This window comes from Acinetobacter brisouisimilis (assembly GCF_000368265.1).
Taxonomy (GTDB): Bacteria; Pseudomonadota; Gammaproteobacteria; order Pseudomonadales; family Moraxellaceae; genus Acinetobacter.
The window spans coordinates 2,236,906-2,256,616 of sequence record NZ_KB851219.1 but is presented as its reverse complement, the minus strand read 5'-3'; the positions used below and the strand labels follow the sequence as shown (position 1 = coordinate 2,256,616).

The window sequence follows — 19,711 nt, the reverse complement described above, 5'->3', positions numbered from 1 at the left end:
TTTTCCTCAAATCTAAGTCATATTAAGAACGGAAAAACCAAGAAACAACTGAATGATGATGATAATTTTAGTTTTTCGGCATAATTTCTGTAGATTTTACGAGCATGGTCTTTATAATCACTGCTTTTATAGTTCTTATTCCTTATGGGATCAAACACGATGACTGACCTCGTTCAGCAGTTGGCAAGCGAGCTTGCCGTACGTCCGAACCAAGTAGAAGCTGCGATTCGCTTAATTGATGAAGGTGCAAGTGTTCCGTTTATTGCCCGCTACCGTAAAGAAGTCACCCAAGGCTTAGACGATACACAACTACGTCAGCTCGATACGCGCTTGAGTTATTTGCGTGATCTCTACGAGCGTCGTGAAAAAGTAATTCAATCATTACAAGAACAAAACAAGCTCAATGATGATTTGTTGGCACGCGTCAATGCCGCAGACACCAAAAATGCGCTTGAAGAAATTTATGCACCATACCGCCCAAAACGTACCAGCAAATCGTTTAAAGCGAGAGAGGCAGGTTTAGGTGATGCGGCAGAGAAAATCTTGACTGAACAGATTGAGCCAACGGCTGCAGTCGCAGGTTTTGAACATGCCGATTACCCAGATGTCGACAGCCAACTCGATGCGATTCAGCACATCATTATTGATGACTGGGCACAAAATATTGCGCTGACCACAGAATTGAAGGCGTTATTTGCAAAAACTGCCATTTTAAAAAGCGCAGTGGCTTCTGATGAGAAAAAAGAAGTTGGCAAAAAGTTCCGCGACTACTTCGAATTTTCAGAAAACCTCAACAAAGTTCCATCGCATCGTTTGCTGGCCATGTTACGTGGTCGCCAGGAAAATGTCTTGGGCTTAAAAGTCGATGGTGAAGATGATGTAGCATTGGCACGCATCGAAACCGAATACAATCTGGATCAAATCCAGCCACAAGCGCGCCAAGATTTCTTAAAGCAAACTGCGAAATTATTCTGGCTGGGTAAAATTCGTCCGCAAATCGAACATTCTTTACTGACAGAAAAGCGTTTGACGGCTGAAGCTGAGGCGATGAATGTCTTTGCTGAAAACTTACGCCATTTGTTGTTGTCTGCACCAGCGGGGGCACGTTGTACTTTGGGTGTTGACCCTGGCATCCGTACAGGCGTGAAATTGGCTGTTGTAAACCAGTCAGGCGATGTGGTTGCACACAGCACAATTTACCCATTTGCACCAAAAGAAGATAAAGCAGGTTCAATTGCTGAGTTGGCGCGTCTTTGCCGTGAATATCAGGTTGAACTGATTGCAATTGGTAACGGTACAGCAAGTCGTGAAACCGAAGCTGTCGTTGCTGAAATGATGGCGCAAAATACTGACCTTCAATTGACCCGTATTACTGTCAGTGAAGCAGGTGCATCCGTCTATTCGGCAAGTGAGCTTGCATCACAAGAATTGCCTGAACTTGATGTTTCGATTCGTGGTGCAGTGTCAATTGCCCGCCGTCTACAAGATCCACTCGCTGAACTTGTGAAAATCGATCCAAAATCGATTGGTGTGGGTCAGTACCAGCACGATGTCAACCAGACTGGTTTGGCAAAAACTCTGGATGCTGTGGTTGAAGACTGTGTGAACGCGGTTGGTGTAGATGTGAATACAGCATCAGCAGCAATTTTGGGTTATATCGCCGGTTTAAACAAAGCAATCGCTCAACAAATCGTTGAATATCGTAAAGAAAATGGTCGTTTTGATACACGTCATGCATTGAAAAAAGTACCACGTTTGGGCGAGCGTACTTTTGAACAGGCAGCGGGTTTCTTACGTATTCAGGATGGTTCTGAGCCGTTAGATGCTTCTGCAGTTCACCCTGAAAGTTATGGCTTGGTTGAGAAAATTGTGGCTGCGAAAGCAACAACAGTGAAAGATATCATTGGCAATACTGAAATTATTCGTCAAGTCGATGCTGACCAGTTTGTTGATGATAAATTTGGTTTACCAACGATTAAAGATGTCTTGGCTGAACTTGAAAAACCAGGTCGTGATCCACGTCCAGAATTCCGCATAGTCAAGTTCCGTGAAGATATTACCGATGTTGCGCAGTTGACAGAAGGCATGGAGCTTGAAGGCGTTGTGACAAACGTGACTAATTTTGGCGCGTTTGTAGATATCGGTGTGCATCATGATGGTTTAGTACATATTTCTGAATTGGCTAATGAATTTGTTTCTGACCCGCATAAAGTGGTGAAACCAGGTCAAATCGTTAAAGTTCGTGTAATTCAGGTCGATGTAGAACGCCATCGTGTGAACTTGAGTATGCGTCCTGAAGGATCACAAGCACCAGCCAAAGCACAACGTCAACCACGTCGTGAAAACGCTGCGGAGCAGGCGGATCGTAAACCGAAACGCCCACAATCACGTCCTCAAGGTGAACGCTCACAACGTCAAGGTGGTCAAAAACCTCAAAACCATAAACCACAAGAGCAAAAAATTGGTGGTTTAGGTGCGTTGTTGCTACAAGCAGGCATTAAAGGTTCAAAATAATTTGAACTGATGAAACCTCCCTTCGGGGAGGTTTTTTTTATGGCTTATAATTAAAAAAGATTGGAAAAATAAGGGAATAACAATGATCAATTTAGAAAGTTTGCAGTTATTGGCGCGTTATAATATTTGGGCAACGACAAAATTAAGCCAGTCTTTAGCTGATGTGACGGATGCTGATTTTTATCGGGACAGTGGCTTATTTTTTCAAAGTATTTTTGGAACATTAAATCATCTTTTGCTGGGTGAACATGAATTGTGGTTTCCACGTTTTGCAAAAGGATATTCACCAACGCTGCAGCTCAATACCATTGTTGAGGATGATCGGCATGTTTTAATTCAAAAATTACAAGAAAAGACATTGAATTGGATCACATTTTTAAATGAACTTGATCCACAGTATTTGGCAGGAAATTTAAATTATCAAACATCGACAGGGCAGCCAAAGTCATTACCGTATGCAGCAACCTTGGTATATGTGTTTAATCATGGCACACATCATCGGGGGCAAATCAGCGCAGCATTGACAGCGATGGGCTATGCTTGCCCTGAGTTGGATTTGGTGTATATGTTGGTTGAAGAGCAGTAGAACTGACCATAAAATTGAAACCAAGCCTGTATTGATCAGGCTTGGTAAAAGAGCGGTTTACCAGTGTTCACCTGGAAATAATCGTGCATAAGTGCGTTGTACCCAGTTTAGTTTTTGCTGCTCACCAACAGAAGCGCTAGAACTTGGGAATAGGTTAAAGCCGATGGACATGATTTTATCGTTAATTTCAGGCGCAATCGCATACGTCAGTGAAGACAGATAACCCAAGTGTGTGGCAATTTTCTTCGGTTTTTTCACAATCGCATACGCGACTAGGTCTGCTGCCTGTTCAGGTGACAGGGTCGGTACATATTTGTAAATCTTGGTGGGTGCAATCATTGGGGTGCGTACTAATGGCATATACACCGTTGTAATGGAAATCTTGTGAGAGTGTACTTCAGCAGACAAACAGCGGCTAAAAGCATCAAGTGCAGCTTTTGACGCAACATAAGCTGAAAAACGTGTGGCATTCGCAAGAACACCAATTGAACTGATATTAATGATTTGCCCATGTTTGCGTTTAATCATGTGGGGCAAGATATTTAATACCAAACGTACAGCACCAAAGTAGTTAAGCTGCATGGTGCGTTCAAAATCATGAAAACGATCTATTGATTCGTGTACAGCACGGCGAATGGAGCGTCCTGCATTGTTAATCAAAATATCAATATGGTCGACATCGGTTAAAATTTGTTTGGCGACTGCATCAATTGCTTCCATGTTATTCAGGTCACATGGGTACACCGATGCTTGACCACCATTTTGTTCAATTTCAGTTTTGACTTCTAAAAGTTTTTCTTCAGTACGAGCGACCAAGAGTACGTGTGCACCTGCGCTAGCCAGTTTTTTAGCGACCGTCATACCAATGCCACTTGAAGCTCCTGTTACTAATGCGATTTTGCCGTGCACTTTCCCTTGGAATATTTTTTCAAGTTTTTTATCCACGTGTTTAGCCTGCCTCGATTTGATTTTAAAAAATGGGTATTTAATTATTTTCTGGAATGTTGCTTCTCTGTCTAAAAGAAACAGAACTCTAAAAAATCATACAACCAATATTGAAGGAAAAGCTAGGGGTAAGTGTATGAATTTATAAACAATAAATAGAGCAATTGCTCTATTTATTGTAACAATTTAATGATTAAAATATAAATTGTATTGGCGGCATATTTTTACTCGATCAAGGGCATTAAAAAATAGGCAAAACAATCTATTTTTTAAACAGCATTGAGTGCTTGCTCAAGGTCAGCAATCAAATCATCAATATGCTCAATTCCGATGGATAACCGTACCATATCTACACTGACCCCCGCCGCTTTTAGCTCATCGGGGTTAAGCTGGCGATGTGTTGTGGTGGCTGGGTGACAGGCTAAACTTTTGGCATCGCCAATATTCACCAGACGAGTAAACAGTTGTAAGGCATCAATAAAACGCGTACCACCTGCCAAGCCATCTTGTACCCCAAAAGATAAAATGGCAGAAGGTTTACCCTGTACATATTTTTGTGCCAGCGCATACTGTGGATGCTCAGGCAGACCTGCATAGTTGACCCATTTGACTTTTGGGTGTTGCTGGAGGTATTCGGCAATACGCTGAGCATTTTCGGTATGGCGCTCCATACGTAGGGAGAGTGTTTCCAGACCTTGTAAAATCAAAAAGGCATTGAACGGGCTAATCGCTGCACCTGTATTACGTAGAGGTACAACGCGCGCTCGGGCAATATACGCTGCTTCGCCCAAGGCTTCGACGTAGTTCACGCCATGATAGCTTGGATCAGGGGTGTTTAACGATTTAAAGCGTTCAGGGTATTGTCCCCACGGAAATTTACCACTGTCGACAATAATTCCGCCAATACTGTTGCCATGTCCGCCAATATATTTTGTCAGTGAGTGGACAATAATATCTGCCCCAAATTCAAAAGATTTTTGCAATACTGGCGTGGCAACAGTGTTATCGACAACGACAGGAATGCCATGTGCATGGGCAATTTCGGCGATTTTTTCCAGATCAATAATATTTCCCAAAGGGTTGCCAATCGATTCGACAAACACCAGTTTGGTTTTTTCATCAATGAGCGAAGCAAGTTGATCAGGCTGTTGATAATCAAAGAAACGAACTTCGATCCCTTGCTTAGGTAGGGTATGAGCGAACAGGTTATAGGTGCCACCATATAAAGTCGAAACCGATGCAATATTGTCGCCCGCCTCAGCAATCGTCTGAATCGCATAAGTAATGGCTGCCATACCCGATGCCAGCGCCAGTGCCCCAATTCCACCTTCTAACGCTGCGATACGCTGCTCCAACACGGCTGTGGTCGGGTTCATTATGCGGGTATAGATATTGCCCTGAACTTTTAGATCAAATAAATCGGCGCCATGCTGGGTGTTGTCAAAAGAATAGGATGTCGTTTGGTAAATCGGAACAGCAACCGCTTTGGTAGTGGCTTCTGGGCTATAACCTGCATGAATGGCAAGAGTTTCGTCTTTATGGCTCATGTCGTTTTCTTGTCCTATGTATTTATATTCGTTGAGTTTAAAATGTTTTAACTACAGTATGTATATGCTTTTGTGCATTACTTATCTGAATTTATGCAGTATCTGGTTGTATGAAAAATATATAGTACCGTCTTTGACAATGAATTGTCACAAACTGCTGACATGATCTAGGCGATAGTCTTATGTTTTTGACTGATTCATCGTATAATGCGAGCAATTTTTGTCGCGGTTTGCGATGTTTTGCTTTTTCAATTGAGGAGTCCTAAGTGGCCCAATATATTTATACGATGAACCGAGTGTCTAAGATGATTCCGCCTAAGCGCGAAATCTTAAAAGACATCTCTTTGTCATTTTTCCCAGGTGCAAAAATTGGTGTACTTGGTTTAAACGGTGCAGGTAAATCGACCTTGCTTCGTATTATGGCGGGCGTAGACAAAGATTTTTCTGGTGAAGCACGTGCGCAACCAGGTATCAAAATCGGTTATTTAGAGCAAGAACCACCGCTCGATCCAAATAAAGACGTTCGTGGCAACGTAGAAGATGGTTTACGTGAACCATTAGATGCTTTGGCGCGTTTGGACGAAGTGTTTGCTGAATATGCGTCTGAAGATGCAGACTTTGATAAGTTAGCGAAAGAACAAGAAAAATTAGAAGCGATTATCCATTCATGGGATGCACATAACCTCAGCAATCAAATGGATCAAGCCGCAGCTGCGTTGAACCTTCCAGCTTGGGATTCTGACGTGACTTTACTGTCAGGTGGTGAGCGTCGTCGTGTTGCGTTGTGTCGTTTGCTTTTATCTAAGCCAGACATGTTGCTTCTAGACGAACCGACGAACCATTTGGATGCAGAGTCTGTGTCTTGGTTAGAGCGTTTCTTGAAAGACTTTGCGGGCACTATTGTGGCGATTACGCATGACCGTTATTTCTTGGATAACGTTGCCGAGTGGATTTTGGAGCTTGACCGCGGTATGGGTATTCCTTACCAAGGTAACTATTCTTCTTGGTTAGAGCAAAAGAATGCGCGTCTAGAACAAGAGAATAAGCAAGAAGAGTCTTTTGCTAAAGCATTGAAAAAAGAACTTGAATGGGTTCGTTCAAATGCCAAAGGTCAACAAAAGAAAAACAAAGCGCGTATGGAGCGTTTTGAAGAGCTTAACTCACGTGAATTCCAACAACGTAACGAAACCTCTGAAATCTATATTCCACCTGGTCCACGCCTAGGCAACAAGGTTGTAGAAGTAGAAGGTATCAGCAAATCGTTTGATGGTCGCTTACTGTATGAAAACCTATCTTTCACCGTACCACCAACGGCGATTGTGGGTATCGTGGGGCCAAACGGTGCGGGTAAAACCACACTGTTCCGTATGATGACTGGTGAACAACAGCCAGATACAGGTACGGTAACGTTGGGTGAGTCGGTTAAAGTGGCGTATGTGGGTCAGATTCGTGACACCTTAGATAACAACAAAACTGTTTGGGAAGAAGTTTCTGGCGGTTTGGATATCTTAAGAATTGGCGATTATGAAATTGCATCACGTGCTTATATCGGTCGCTTTAACTTTAAAGGTCAAGATCAGCAAAAACGTGTAGGCGAATTGTCAGGTGGTGAGCGTAACCGTTTGCAACTGGCGAAAATCCTGCAAATGGGCGCAAACGTGATCTTACTGGATGAGCCATCGAACGACTTGGATATCGAAACTTTACGTGCGCTTGAAGATGCCATTTTGGTATTCCCAGGTACAGTGATGGTGGTATCGCATGACCGTTGGTTCCTTGACCGTATTGCAACGCACATTTTGTCATTTGAAAATGAACAACCTGAATTCTACGAAGGCAACTATGCTGAGTATGAAGCATACCGCTTGGCACGTTTAGGCGAAGATGCGGTACAAAAGCGTACCAAATACAAAAAAATCAGTGGATAAATGGCACTGTTAGCAATTATTGCTGGGATAGCAAGCTGCACATTATTGATTGTGCAGCTTGGCTCTCTTTTTGTTGCTTTTCGGCGACTAAATTCTCCGATACATTCTTCTATTCTTAAAAAAACACCACACATTACACTGATTCGACCACTTTGTGGTCTAGATAATTTTGCAGAAGAATTACTCTTATCCTGCTTTAAACAGGATTATCCAGATTATGACATTCTTTTTTGTGTTGCTTCCGCACAAGATCCAGTAATTCCGTATGTCAATCGGTTAATGGCCTGCCACCCTGAAAGATCAGCCAAACTTCTGATCGGAAATGATCTGATTACTAAAAACCCTAAACTCAATAACATTGAGAAGGCATGGCAAAGTACATCTGCTCAATGGATTGCGATGGCGGACAGTAATCTGTTGCTTCCACCAGACTATCTGCGTTCATTAATTTTGAGTTTTGATGAGCAAGATACAGGGCTCGTGAGTTCGCCAGCCATTGGTATTCGACCAATGAATTTGTGGGGTGCAGTTGAAGCCGCATTGTTGAATACACATCAGGCACGATGGCAGTTTTTATCCGATGCAATCGGCCTTGGATTTGCACAAGGCAAAACCTTGTTTTGGCGCAGAGATGTTCTTGATCAGCGTGGTGGACTATCTGCATTAGGGCATGAATTAGCCGAAGATGTTGCATCGACGAAACTGGTTAGAGATGCGGGCTTGAAAGTTCATTTAACACCACGCCCTTTTGCTCAGCCAATTGGTGAGCGAACATTACGTGCGGTCTGGGATCGTCAGTTACGTTGGGCGCGTATTCGTCGACTTGGTTTTTTCTGGCTATTTATTCCTGAAATACTTTTAGGATCTGTACCAGTCATGGCGAGTCTGATTTATCTGGCATATTTACAGATTATCCCTTGGATATTTCCTCCTGCTGTCTTTATTTTGTGGTATGGCGCTGAGTGGATGGTGGCGAAGCTGCTGCGTTGGCCACATAGTGCCAGAGATGTATGGGCAATGATCATTCGTGACATGCTATTGCCATTGTTATGGCTATGGTGTTGGGCGGGTCGCAGTTTTGTTTGGCACGGGAATGCAATGAGTAGCTCGGCTTCTGTCAATGTGCAAGAACATAAAGAGATGGAGCATTAATCCTTGTTTGATCTCTCAATGACGGAAACTTTAATCAAAGCACATGGTTTGTTGCTGTTAACGCCTTTAGCCGTGATTGAAGGGCCAATTGTTACCGTGATTGCAGCCTATCTGGCCCGTCTAAATTATTTTAGTCTGCTGACTGTGATTGTGGTCGTGATCATGGCCGATCTGATTGGTGATATCTGTTTTTATCTGGTCGGTCGTGGCATGGTGAAAAAGGGAAGTGTACCTCCGAAATGGATGCAGCGTTTGGGATTGAACCCAGCCAGACTAGATGGATTGGTCAGTAAATTTGATGTAGAGGGCGGAAAACTTATTGTTATTGGCAAGCTCACACATTCCGCTGGCATAGCAGTTTTGTTGGGGGCGGGAATTGCAAGAATGCGTTTTCTTCCGTTCGTTTTTTATAGCGCCGTATCTACGATTCCTAAAAGTCTTTTTTTTGTTGCAATCGGTTATAGCTGTGGAAATTTTGTTAATCGGGTTGATCACTGGATTGGAATGATCTCTTTGATGATGCTGGTTATTATTGTTTTTGTCAGCATTTTTTGGCTGAAGAGAACTTCATGAAATTAAGTTGTATTATTCCTGCCTACAATGAAGCACCTCGTATTGGAAAAGTACTGGATGCAGTCTGTGGACATGCGCTTGTCGATGAAATTATTGTTGTGGATGATCGATCGACAGACAATACGGTTGAGGTTGCACAGCGATCTGGCGTCAAGGTCATTAGTCTAGAGCGTAACAGTGGAAAAAGTAATGCGGTTGCGGCGGGGATTTCAGCTGCATCGGGAAGTCATGTGCTTTTGCTGGATGCTGACTTGGTTGGACTAACCGCATCGGACATTACGGCATTGGCTGAACCAGTCTGCTCTGGTTTGGCTGATGTGTCTTTGAGTTTGCGTGGTAATAGCCCATTGCCGTGGCAAGTGATTGGATTGGACTATATTTCAGGAGAGCGTATCTTCAGGCGTGATCAGGTGATGCAATATCTGGATGAAATCGGAACGCTTCCCCGTTTTGGGTTAGAGGTCTGGTTAAACCACTTATGGCTTGCAGATCGTTCCCGAATTAAAGTTGTACGTTGGCCTGATGTCATGAGCCCATATAAAGCGAAAAAAATGGGGTGGTTACAAGGCGGTATGGCAGATATCCAAATGCTGCGAGATATTTTTAATACCGTTCCACTGCATAAAGCGAGCATGCAAATTGTGAGAATGTGGCTTAGACAAAATAAAGTGAAAAAGAGTTTATTATCCAATCATAGTTAACTATTTGTTATATTTTAGATTTTATAGGTAGTTTTAAAGATGGTTTTAATGATGAATTGGAGCTGTCTTTCGGAAAGCATAATTTTACGTTTAATTCCTATAATTATAATAATAGGTCGCTGTTTTCATTTTTAAATTTAATTTTTCAACAATAATTCTATAGCTCGCAGGCCGTTACGCGCTGTTATGTATGGCATGGGTTTAATGATTCTATCTTGATGTATTGAATTCGTTTAGCGGTTTGTACTTGATCGAAGTATTGTCATTTTCATATAAACCTTAAAACGTGATTCTATAACATGTCATAAAACTGTTATATTCGCTCGGAATTGTTCGAGAGCTTCTGCGTTGAAACGTTGCAGTGTTTTTATCACCATCTTGCTAACTTTGTTCACGTTCCAAAGTGTTTGGAATGTGGCAGCGGCATTTTGCACCCATGAAAACCGACCAGCGATACAAAAATCGAGTTCAGCGCATTTTGGACATCATCAACTGACATCTGAGCATCTAGCACAGCATCCGAGTGTATTGAACACAGCAGATGATCCACCCGATGTTCAGGATCATAGTGATCATTTACCGTCTTTTTCACCTGTAATGGCAGCCGTGCAGGCACATACCCTTGCACCACATCATGCTTCTATGCCGATGTTGCGGCATTATGACTGGAATAATTTATACCAGTCCCCTGATTTGTTCGCTGCCAATCCACCGCCTGTTTTTGCCCCGCTATTGGTGGGGTAGCCGAAAAATCGCCCACCGTAATATTTCTTTTTACGGGGCAAAACGATGTCTTTTTCTTTCTTCCATGCACAGGCATGGCGTTGCAGCATGCTGTTTGGTGCATGCAGTATGGCAACTTCTATGGTGTATGCCGCAGATCATTCGCTAAGTTTTCAGCAAACTTTTAAAAAAGTTGAGCAATATCAGGCACAGCAAGGGCTGTGGCAGGCACGCGAAAGCATTGCCAATGCACAGCAACAACAGAGTCGTTTGTGGGGAAATCCAAGCCTTTCGGTTCAGCAAACCAGTTTTGCTTCTAGTCAGGATCGCGAACTGGAAGTCAATCTGTCGCAAAAACTGGATCTGTTTGGTGAGCGCCGTGCGGCACAGCACTTGGCAAAACTTGAGCTGAGCAAAGTTCAGCTTGATCAGCAGCTTTATCGGGCACAGTTACAACTGGCACTCAAATATCGCTGGGTGCAGTTGGCAGTCCTGCAGCAAGAACAGCAACTGACACGGGCACAGCTACGAAGCAGTCAGGCATTACTCAATGCCACCCGCCTGCGTTATCGGGCGGGGAGTATTTCCCAGTTAGATTTAGATCGCGGCTTGATGGCGCATATTGAAAATCAACAACGCGATCAGCAAGCTCAACAGGCTATTCAAATCGCCAAGCGCCAGCTGGCACACTGGTGGGGTGAAGCCAACAGTGATGCACTTGATCTTCAGCTTGAAGACCCACTCAGTAGTGCAGAAGCTGCGATCCAACAGCATCAGCAGAACAATCTATTTGCGCGTAGCTTGCAGTTACAAAGCCAGCAACAACAGGCTCAGATTCAGCATTTGCGTGCACAGGCACGCCCGAATCCAACGCTAGTCGTGGGCATGGTGCGTAGCCAAACCGCAAATCAAAACAATACCGAACAACAGTTACGGGTTGGTGTGGAGATTCCACTGACCATTTTTAATCGGCAACAGTATGCCCAGCAGATGGCGCAGAGCAAAGTAGATTATCTCAATCATAGCCAGCAGCGTTATCAGCAAAATACCGAACGCTTACTTGAAACGGCACTGTTGGAGCTACGCAATATCAATCAGCAACTCAGCTTGGTCAAAGATCAACAAATTCCATTGTCAGAGGTGATTTTACAAAAAACCTTGCAAGGGTTTCAGGCAGGAAAATACGCCATGAGCGATGTGCAGCAGGCAAATCTGCAATTGCAGCAGCAGCGTTTGCAACAGACACAGCTCTTAAAAAATGTCTGGCAAAAAGCACTGGATGCCGAGAGTTTGGCATTGGGTATCGAGCCGAGCGTGGTGGGTGCAGAAGATGCCATCAGCCAAATTCAACAGCGTTTTTCCGCGAATCTTGCAGGAGCACAATAATGTCAAATTCAAGGCAAAAATCCCAATGGTTATGGGTGGTGGCAATCGTGCTGTTGACTGTAGTGTTGGCGGTGGGATTGCTGTTCAGCAAGCAAAAATCAGCTCAGACTGAGGGTGGAACCGAGCACAGTGAACAAAAAGAAACAGGGCATGCTTCTGAGTCAGAAGGTGTGGAGTTTAGTTCGGCACAAATTCAGCAGCAAGGGATTCAACTGGCCCAAGTCAGCTATGGCGAGGTCAAGCAAAGTATTAGTTATCCTGCCACCTTGTTAGTCAATACCGATCAGCAGGCGCATGTCTCACCAAGTTTTGCCGGGCGTGTGGAACAGGTCAATGTCGAACTAGGTCAGCAGGTCAAACGTGGGCAGGCTTTAGCTACCTTATTTGTGCCCGATGTGGTCGATCAGCAAGCCAATCTGAGCATGGCACAGCAGAATTTACAGCTTGCCGAGCAGGATTATCAGCGTGAACGCCAACTGTGGCAGCAGGGGATTTCTGCCAAGCAAGACTATCAGCGCGCTTATAGTGCCTACCGCCAAGCGCAAATTACGGTGCAGGCGGCACGTTCTCGTTTGAGTGCATATGGAGTAAATGCCAATAGCCACGGGCGCTATGTGTTGTATGCACCCATCTTAGGTGTGATTAGCAACAAAGACTTGGTGGTCGGGGAAAATGTGCAGCTCAGTGATCAACTGTTTACCATTGATCAACTGGGGCAATTATGGCTCGAATTTGTGTTGCCAAGTTCAGCGCAAAACCTGCAACCTGAGCAAAAAATCCAGTTTAAGTCCTTACAAACAGGCAAGATTTTTCAAGCCCAGATTCAGAGTTTAAGCACTGAGGCGGATAAATCCTCAGGGCGTTTAAAAGTTCGTGCCAAAGTATTAGAAGCATCAAATGAACTGCGTCCAAATCTGATGGTCAATGTTTTGTTTGATGCTAAACAGCCGAAACAAGTATTGCGCGTGGCAAAAACTGCCGTGCAACAGCTTGAAGGTAAAAATGTGGTATTCCTTGCTCAATCCGAACAGGACAAAACCCATTTTCAGCCTGCTGAAGTGCAGTTGGGGGCATATTCGAGTGATGGTCAATGGGTTGAAATCCTGTCTGGGTTAAAGGCCGAGCAGCGTTATGTTTCCGCAGGCAGTTTTGTACTGAAGTCGGAAATGGAAAAAGGCGAGGCTGAGCATGGACACTAAACTGCCACAGCCTGAAGGCTGGTTTGACCGAATCATTCAGTTTGCCATTCAAAATGCCCTGTGGGTGATGTTGTTTACTTGTGCATGGATTGGCGTTGGAGTGTATAGCTATCAAAAATTGTCGATTGATGCTGTGCCTGACATTACCAATGTGCAGGTACAAATTAACTCGCAAGCCAATGGATTTACTGCACTCGAAGTCGAGCAGCGGATTACCTATCCGATTGAAACCGCGATGGCAGGCATGGTGCATTTGCAGCAGACCCGCTCGATTTCCCGCTATGGTTTGTCTCAAGTCACGATTATTTTTGAAGATGGCACCGATATTTACTGGGCGCGGCAACTGATTAGCCAGCAACTCCAGCAGGCTAAAGCCGAGTTGCCCGAAGGCATTGAACCACAGCTTTCACCTATTTCAACGGGATTGGGTGAGATTTACCAGTGGGTGATCAAAGCTGAGCCGAATGCCAAAAAGCCAGATGGGCAAGCCTATACCGCAATGGATTTGCGCGAGATTCAGGACTGGATTGTGCGTCCGCAGTTGCAGAGGGTACAAGGTGTCGCCGAAATCAACAGTATTGGTGGCTATAACAAAACCTATGTGGTTGCCCCCGATTTAAAGCGCCTGCAACAACTACAAATTCCGCTGAGTGATTTGCACACTGCATTACGAGATAACAATGAAAACCGTGGTGCAGGTTTTATTGAGGACAATGGACAACAGCTGACTGTGCGTGTCCCAGGTGTGTTGAAATCGGTGCAGGATATTGAAAATATCAGTATCGCCAATAAAAATGGCTTGCCGATCCGCGTGGTAGATGTAGCACATGTTTCGATTGGGCATGACTTGCGTACAGGTGGCGCAACTTACAATGGTCAGGAAACTGTGCTCGGCATCGCCATGATGATGATGGGTGAAAATAGTCGCACGGTTGCCCAAGCGGTGCATGCCAAAATGCAGGAGATTCAAAAAAGCCTGCCGAAAGGTGTGGTGATTGAAACGGTGTATGACCGAACGTCACTGGTGGATAAAGCCATAAAAACCGTGGCGAAAAACCTGATTGAAGGTGCGGTGCTGGTTATCGTGATTCTGTTTATATTCTTGGGAAATTTCAGGGCTGCGCTGATTACCGCCTGTATTATTCCACTGGCAATGCTGTTTACCCTGACGGGCATGGCAAAACAAAATATCAGTGCCAACCTGATGAGTCTGGGTGCGCTGGATTTTGGCATCATTATTGATGGTGCGGTGGTGATTGTAGAAAACTGCATTCGGCGTCTGGCAGAAGCACCGCACCGCACAGGCAGATTGTTAACCCGTAGCGAGCGTTTTCGCGAGGTGTTTTTGGCGGCTAAGCAGGCCCGTCGTCCACTGATTTTTGGGCAAGCCATTATTATGGTGGTGTATTTGCCGATTTTTGCTTTGTCGGGTGTGGAAGCCAAAATGTTCCACCCGATGGCGTTTACCGTGGTGATTGCCTTGGTTGGGGCAATGATTTTGTCGGTGACCTTTGTGCCTGCGGCAGTGGCGTTATGTGTGACAGGCAAAGTACAGGAAAAACCAAGCCGCTGGATGCTGACCCTGCAACAAAGCTATGCAAATGTCCTAGACCGTGCGTATCAATATCGTGTTGTGGTGCTAACCGCTGCTTTAAGTCTGTTATTACTGACAGGGGTATTAGCCACCCGAGTCGGCAGTGAATTTGCACCGACCTTGAGCGAGGGTGATTTTGCGGTGCAGTTGATGCGTGCGCCAAGTACAGGCATTGAGCAATCACTGAAAATGCAAGAGCAAGCCGAGCAGCAACTATTGCAAAATTTTCCTGAAATTAAAGCAATTTTTGCACGGACAGGTACAGCCGAAGTTGCCACTGATGTCATGCCACCCAATATTTCCGATGGTGTGATTTTACTTAAACCACGTGAACAATGGCCCAATCCACAAGAAACGGCCGATCAACTACGTGAGCGGATGTTGAAATTTGTTGCAACACTGGCAGGCAATAACAGCGAGTTTTCCCAACCGATTGAACTGCGTTTTAATGAGTTGATCTCAGGCATTCGTAGTGATGTTGGGGTGAAAATCTTTGGCGATGATATGACCGTGCTCAAGCAGGAAGCCGAAAAAATTGCCCAAAAACTGCGAGGTATTTCAGGGGCAAGTGAAGTCAAGGTTGAGCAAACTTCAGGGTTGCCTGTGCTTAACGTCGCGATAGATGCCGCGTTGGCAGCGCAATATGGCTTGTCAATCAAATCGGTTCAGGACTTAGTTGCCAGCAGTGTGGGTGGGCAAAATGTCGGGCAGATTTTACAGGGGGATCGACGTTTTGATTTTGTGGTGCGTTTGCCTGAGGAATCGCGTAGCGCACAGCAACTGGCTCACTTGCCGATTCAATTGCCCACCGGTGGGCTGATTCAACTGCAAGATATTGCCAAAGTCGAGCAGGTCTTGGGCTTGAGTCAGGTCAGCCGCGAGCAGGGCAAGCGCCGTGTCGTAGTGACTGCCAATGTGCGGGAGCGTGACTTGGGTTCATTTGTGGCGGAAATGCAGCAAACTTTACAGCAACATCAACTACCAACAGGTTACTGGCTTGGTTTTGGTGGTCAATTTGAAAATCTGGCTTCGGCAAAAGCCCGTATGCAAATCGTTATTCCTTTGGCTTTGCTGATGATTTTTGCCTTGCTGATGGCGGTGTTTTCCAATGTCAAAGACAGTTTGCTGGTGTTTAGTAGTGTACCGTTTGCCTTGTCGGGTGGTGTAGTTGCGCTGTGGCTGCGTGATATTCCCTTGTCGATGTCGGCAGGGGTGGGCTTTATTGCACTTTCAGGTGTCGCCGTGCTCAATGGTTTGGTGATGCTGAGCTTTATCAAAGAATTGCGTGAAAACTATGATGTGCATTGCGCCACTTGGCAAGGGGCAGTTTTGCGTTTAAGACCTGTCTTAATGACCGCCTGTGTTGCATCTTTGGGCTTTATTCCAATGGCACTCGCTACAGGTACGGGTGCAGAAGTGCAGCGACCTTTAGCGACTGTGGTGATTGGCGGGATTTTGTCGTCAACAGCACTGACTTTGCTGTTGTTGCCTGTGATTTATCGCTGGCTGAATGAAAAATCCAGTTAGTCATTTTAAAATAATCACGTTGGACAAATGCTGAAAATTTGTCTAACGTGGTTTTTATAACCATAAAAACAGGAGTCCCTGTATGAGTGGACACCATCATGGGCATGAGCATCATCATGCCGCAGTCAGTGAAAATAATTCCAAAAAACTTTGGCTGGCACTGGGGCTAACCAGTAGCTTTTTAATTGTTGAGGTTGTGGCAGGTTTTCTGACTCAGAGTTTGGCGCTCTTATCTGATGCAGCACATATGTTTACCGATGCTGCGGCACTGGCAGTTGCACTCATCGCCATTAAAATTGGCAAACTACCTGCCGATGATAAACGCACGTTTGGGTATCAACGGTTTGAAATTTTGGCAGCGTTGTTCAATACACTGATGCTGTTTGTAGTTGCTGTCTATATTTTATATGAAGCCTATGTGCGTTTTAGCCATCCGCCTGAAATCCAAAGTCTGGGTATGTTAGTCGTGGCAATACTGGGTTTAATTATTAACCTGATTGCCATGAAAATCTTAATGTCAGGTGTTGAAGATAGCCTGAATGTCAGAGGTGCATATCTGGAAGTGTTGAGTGATGCACTGGGTTCGGTTGGAGTAATTTTTGGGGCAGTGCTGATTTATCTGACACAATGGGTATGGGTAGATACCTTGGTTGCGGTCTTCATCGGGATGTGGGTGCTGCCACGTACATGGCTCTTGCTCAAACAAAGCATTAATATTTTGCTAGAAGGTGTGCCTGATGAAATTGATATTGAGGCGTTGCGGCAAGATCTGTTATCTCTTGATGGCGTGGAAAGTATTCATCAACTGAAAGTCTGGGCAATCAGCTCCAAGAATATTCATCTCGCGGTACATTTATTTGCGCCACAGGCGGAGCGAAATCGCTTATATCATGAAGCAACAGAAATGCTGGTACATCGCCATGGGATTCGGCAGGCGACTTTACAGATTGAAGAAAATCCATGCCTGACTCATGAACATTCACACCAGCATTAATGTTTTGGCATGATAATTACAATTGCCACTCATGGTTACAGTCACGGCATTTCCATGCTTTTTGTGACTGGAGAAACCCTTGCATTGATAATTTAAAGTTTGGAAGTTGGCGCCAAAACTGCAGACCTGAACCCACGGTCACCAAAAATACCACGCCTGTAGCGATCTGTAGGATTGGGCTTGCACCATGGGCAAAAACCGACATCACAATACAGGCAATCACAAGCAGGAGTAGTAGAAAAATCGAAAAGACCAAAATAACTAAACTTTTTGGAATTTCTGGGCGGACGGCATTGCTACCTTGGGCAACAGGCATAATTTTAGCACTTTGGCATTGTGGGCAACGATATTGCATGGACACTCCCAAATGAATTTATGGTTATTTTAGCGAACTTCATGGCAAAGCAAAAAGTTTAGTCGAAAAAAAACCACTGATCATGTCAGTGGTTTTTTAGAATTTGGCGTCCCTACGGGGATTCGAACCCCGGTTACCGCCGTGAAAGGGCGATGTCCTAGGCCTCTAGACGATAGGGACTTCTAGAGTATTCTGATATTAAGTGGCGTCCCTACGGGGATTCGAACCCCGGTTACCGCCGTGAAAGGGCGATGTCCTAGGCCTCTAGACGATAGGGACTTATCGAGGCAACACATATGAGGTTTGGTGGAGCCAAGCGGGATCGAACCGCTGACCTCTACAATGCCATTGTAGCGCTCTACCAACTGAGCTATGACCCCAGTCTGTGTGAGCGCAATATTAGGGGCATTCCACTCACACGTCAAGCAAAAAGATTACTCGCCTGTTTCAGTTGCTTCATTTTTCGGCAATTGAATGCTTTCGTTGAGTTTTTCCCAAACTTTAACTTCTTTTTTGCTCGGGCCACCGACAATTTCAAGCGCACGACGTAAGCGTGCATAGGTCAGGTCAGGGCCAATGGTGACCATAGCTTGCATCACAGGGGTTGAGCTGGTTGAACCTGCAATCGCAATAAAGAACGCTGGCATAAAGTCACGCAGTTTAATGCCCATCTGGTTTGCCAAGTCCATCAGGATTTGGCTTACGGTGTCATTGTTCCATGTGAAGGTTTTTTCTAAACGCCAGATTGCAAACTGTAAGCTTTGACGCACTTGTTCTTGGCTCAGTTTTTTGCTTTCAAACATCTCTGCGGTAATGTTTGGCATGTGGTTGAAGTAAAAACCTGCCCAGTTCACGGCTTCTGACAACAAGTTGATACGCGGCTGAATCGCGGCTGCAATCTCTTCAAGTTTTTTGCTGTTATTTTGCCAAGTCAAAATACGCTCTAGCAGTTGTACAGGGCTTAAACCTTTAATCCACTGACCATTGAGCCAGTTCAGTTTGTCTACATCAAACACTGGACCACCCAAAGACACACGGTGAATGTCAAAATTGTCCATCATGTCTTGTAAGGTGAACACTTCACGTTCATCAGGCATTGACCAGCCCATACGACCCAAGTAGTTCAATAGTGCTTCAGGCAACACACCGATGTCACGATAGTAGTTGATTGAAGTCGGGTTCTTACGTTTCGATAATTTCGATTTGTCTGGGTTACGCAACAATGGCATGTGACAAAGCTGTGGCATGTCCCAACCGAAGTATTGGTAAAGCAACTGATGTTTAGGTGCAGAAGGTAGCCATTCTTCACCACGGAATACATGGGTGATTTGCATGAGATGGTCATCGACCACGTTAGCCAAGTGATAAGTTGGCAGACCATCGGTTTTCAGCAAGATTTGCATGTCAACCTGTGCCCAAGGAATATCCACTTCACCGCGCAGTAAGTCATTGACTTTACAAATCCCTTCTTCAGGAACTTTCATACGAATTACATGCGGTTCGCCTGCTGCAAGACGGCGTTGAACTTCTTCTTGTGAAAGTTTTAAACCACGACCATCGTATTTTGGCGATTCACCACGTGCTTGTTGTTCTGCACGCATTTGATCTAATTCTTCTGCGCTGGCAAAACAGTAAAAAGCATGTCCTTTTTCTACTAACTCTAAGGCATATTGTTTATAGATATGCATACGCTCAGACTGACGGTAAGGTGCGTGTGGACCACCGACATCTGGACCTTCTGACCATTCGATACCTAACCAGCGTAGTGAATCCAAAATCATTTTTTCTGATTCAGGTGTTGAACGCAGTTGATCAGTATCTTCAATACGTAAAATAAACTCGCCGCCATGTTGTCTAGCGAAGCATAAGTTAAATAAAGCAATATAAGCTGTACCTACATGAGGGAAGCCTGTAGGAGAGGGCGCAATACGGGTACGGACTTTCATAATGGATTCAATTTTAAAATCTAATGTGGGCTATTATAACG

15 protein-coding genes and 3 tRNA genes are annotated in these 19,711 nt (G+C 44.7%); 11 read left to right on the top strand and 7 right to left on the bottom strand.

Annotated elements, in window-relative coordinates; genetic code table 11:
* Positions 1-159: 159 nt before the first annotated feature.
* Together F975_RS14405 and F975_RS14400 are read left to right on the top strand one after the other, a co-directional pair.
* Positions 160-2,514, top strand: coding sequence for a Tex family protein (locus tag F975_RS14405; protein WP_004754600.1), 2,355 nt, complete (start codon positions 160-162; stop codon positions 2,512-2,514).
* An 85-nt stretch (positions 2,515-2,599) separates the two neighbouring features.
* Positions 2,600-3,100 (top strand): DinB family protein, encoded by a 501-nt coding sequence (locus F975_RS14400; RefSeq protein WP_034426372.1) that lies wholly within the window; start codon positions 2,600-2,602, stop codon positions 3,098-3,100.
* A 57-nt stretch (positions 3,101-3,157) separates the two neighbouring features.
* Here the strand turns inward: F975_RS14400 and F975_RS14395 are convergent, their stop codons facing one another.
* The gene (locus tag F975_RS14395) at positions 3,158-4,045 is read right to left on the bottom strand and encodes an SDR family NAD(P)-dependent oxidoreductase (protein WP_004754596.1); all 888 of its coding nucleotides are present in this window, start codon (positions 4,043-4,045) and stop codon (positions 3,158-3,160) included.
* Positions 4,046-4,314: 269 nt separating this feature from the next.
* Positions 4,315-5,592, bottom strand: coding sequence for an O-acetylhomoserine aminocarboxypropyltransferase/cysteine synthase family protein (locus tag F975_RS14390; RefSeq protein WP_004754594.1), 1,278 nt, complete (start codon positions 5,590-5,592; stop codon positions 4,315-4,317).
* Positions 5,593-5,858: 266 nt separating this feature from the next.
* Here F975_RS14390 and ettA point away from each other — a divergent pair, with 266 nt between their 5' ends.
* The 9 genes from ettA (at position 5,859) to F975_RS14345 (ending at position 17,369) form a co-directional block, all read left to right on the top strand.
* Complete coding sequence (gene ettA, locus F975_RS14385) at positions 5,859-7,520, top strand: energy-dependent translational throttle protein EttA (protein ID WP_004754592.1); 1,662 nt, start codon at positions 5,859-5,861, stop codon at positions 7,518-7,520.
* On the top strand, positions 7,521-8,672 hold the full coding sequence (locus F975_RS14380) for a ceramide glucosyltransferase (RefSeq protein ID WP_004754590.1): 1,152 nt from the start codon (positions 7,521-7,523) through the stop codon (positions 8,670-8,672).
* 18 nt (positions 8,673-8,690) lie between these two features.
* Positions 8,691-9,245, top strand: a complete 555-nt coding sequence (locus F975_RS14375) for a DedA family protein (RefSeq protein ID WP_228127425.1) — start codon at positions 8,691-8,693, stop codon at positions 9,243-9,245.
* On the top strand, positions 9,242-9,946 hold the full coding sequence (locus F975_RS14370) for a glycosyltransferase family 2 protein (RefSeq protein WP_004754586.1): 705 nt from the start codon (positions 9,242-9,244) through the stop codon (positions 9,944-9,946). The genes F975_RS14375 and F975_RS14370 overlap by 4 nt, the downstream gene beginning before the upstream one ends.
* A 414-nt stretch (positions 9,947-10,360) precedes the next feature.
* The gene (locus tag F975_RS14365) at positions 10,361-10,690 is read left to right on the top strand and encodes a hypothetical protein (RefSeq protein WP_051064846.1); all 330 of its coding nucleotides are present in this window, start codon (positions 10,361-10,363) and stop codon (positions 10,688-10,690) included.
* Between the two features lie 45 nt (positions 10,691-10,735).
* Positions 10,736-12,055 (top strand): TolC family protein, encoded by a 1,320-nt coding sequence (locus tag F975_RS14360; protein WP_228127424.1) that lies wholly within the window; start codon positions 10,736-10,738, stop codon positions 12,053-12,055.
* The gene (locus F975_RS14355) at positions 12,055-13,254 is read left to right on the top strand and encodes an efflux RND transporter periplasmic adaptor subunit (RefSeq protein ID WP_004754582.1); all 1,200 of its coding nucleotides are present in this window, start codon (positions 12,055-12,057) and stop codon (positions 13,252-13,254) included. The genes F975_RS14360 and F975_RS14355 overlap by 1 nt, the downstream gene beginning before the upstream one ends.
* Positions 13,244-16,375, top strand: coding sequence for an efflux RND transporter permease subunit (locus F975_RS14350; RefSeq protein WP_004754581.1), 3,132 nt, complete (start codon positions 13,244-13,246; stop codon positions 16,373-16,375). Before F975_RS14355 ends, F975_RS14350 begins: the two co-directional genes overlap by 11 nt.
* An 82-nt stretch (positions 16,376-16,457) precedes the next feature.
* Positions 16,458-17,369, top strand: a complete 912-nt coding sequence (locus F975_RS14345) for a cation diffusion facilitator family transporter (protein ID WP_004754579.1) — start codon at positions 16,458-16,460, stop codon at positions 17,367-17,369.
* A gap of 16 nt (positions 17,370-17,385) precedes the next feature.
* On the opposite strand, the gene F975_RS14340 is transcribed toward F975_RS14345, so the two are convergent.
* From F975_RS14340 to gltX, 5 genes are all read right to left on the bottom strand, one after another.
* Positions 17,386-17,724 carry a zinc-ribbon domain-containing protein gene (locus F975_RS14340; protein WP_004754577.1) on the bottom strand — a complete coding sequence of 113 codons (339 nt, stop codon included), beginning with the start codon at positions 17,722-17,724 and terminating at the stop codon, positions 17,386-17,388.
* 104 nt (positions 17,725-17,828) lie between these two features.
* Positions 17,829-17,904 (bottom strand) — tRNA-Glu (locus F975_RS14335).
* Between the two features lie 23 nt (positions 17,905-17,927).
* Positions 17,928-18,003 (bottom strand) — tRNA-Glu (locus F975_RS14330).
* A gap of 25 nt (positions 18,004-18,028) precedes the next feature.
* Positions 18,029-18,104: transfer RNA gene (locus tag F975_RS14325), tRNA-Ala, on the bottom strand.
* Between the two features lie 54 nt (positions 18,105-18,158).
* Positions 18,159-19,670, bottom strand: a complete 1,512-nt coding sequence (gene gltX, locus F975_RS14320) for a glutamate--tRNA ligase (RefSeq protein ID WP_004754575.1) — start codon at positions 19,668-19,670, stop codon at positions 18,159-18,161.
* Between the last annotated feature and the right edge of the window lie 41 nt (positions 19,671-19,711).

Bases quoted from the DNA above. Each gene is read 5' to 3' on its own strand.
- F975_RS14345 (WP_004754579.1), top strand. From the start codon at position 16,458: ATGAGTGGACACCATCATGGGCATGAGCATCATCATGCCGCAGTCAGT.
- F975_RS14370 (WP_004754586.1), top strand. From the start codon at position 9,242: ATGAAATTAAGTTGTATTATTCCTGCCTACAATGAAGCACCTCGTATT.
- F975_RS14380 (WP_004754590.1), top strand. From the start codon at position 7,521: ATGGCACTGTTAGCAATTATTGCTGGGATAGCAAGCTGCACATTATTG.
- F975_RS14405 (WP_004754600.1), top strand. From the start codon at position 160: ATGACTGACCTCGTTCAGCAGTTGGCAAGCGAGCTTGCCGTACGTCCG.
- F975_RS14375 (WP_228127425.1), top strand. From the start codon at position 8,691: ATGACGGAAACTTTAATCAAAGCACATGGTTTGTTGCTGTTAACGCCT.
- F975_RS14350 (WP_004754581.1), top strand. From the start codon at position 13,244: ATGGACACTAAACTGCCACAGCCTGAAGGCTGGTTTGACCGAATCATT.
- gltX (WP_004754575.1), bottom strand. From the start codon at position 19,670: ATGAAAGTCCGTACCCGTATTGCGCCCTCTCCTACAGGCTTCCCTCAT.
- F975_RS14355 (WP_004754582.1), top strand. From the start codon at position 12,055: ATGTCAAATTCAAGGCAAAAATCCCAATGGTTATGGGTGGTGGCAATC.
- F975_RS14340 (WP_004754577.1), bottom strand. From the start codon at position 17,724: ATGCAATATCGTTGCCCACAATGCCAAAGTGCTAAAATTATGCCTGTT.
- F975_RS14390 (WP_004754594.1), bottom strand. From the start codon at position 5,592: ATGAGCCATAAAGACGAAACTCTTGCCATTCATGCAGGTTATAGCCCA.
- F975_RS14360 (WP_228127424.1), top strand. From the start codon at position 10,736: ATGTCTTTTTCTTTCTTCCATGCACAGGCATGGCGTTGCAGCATGCTG.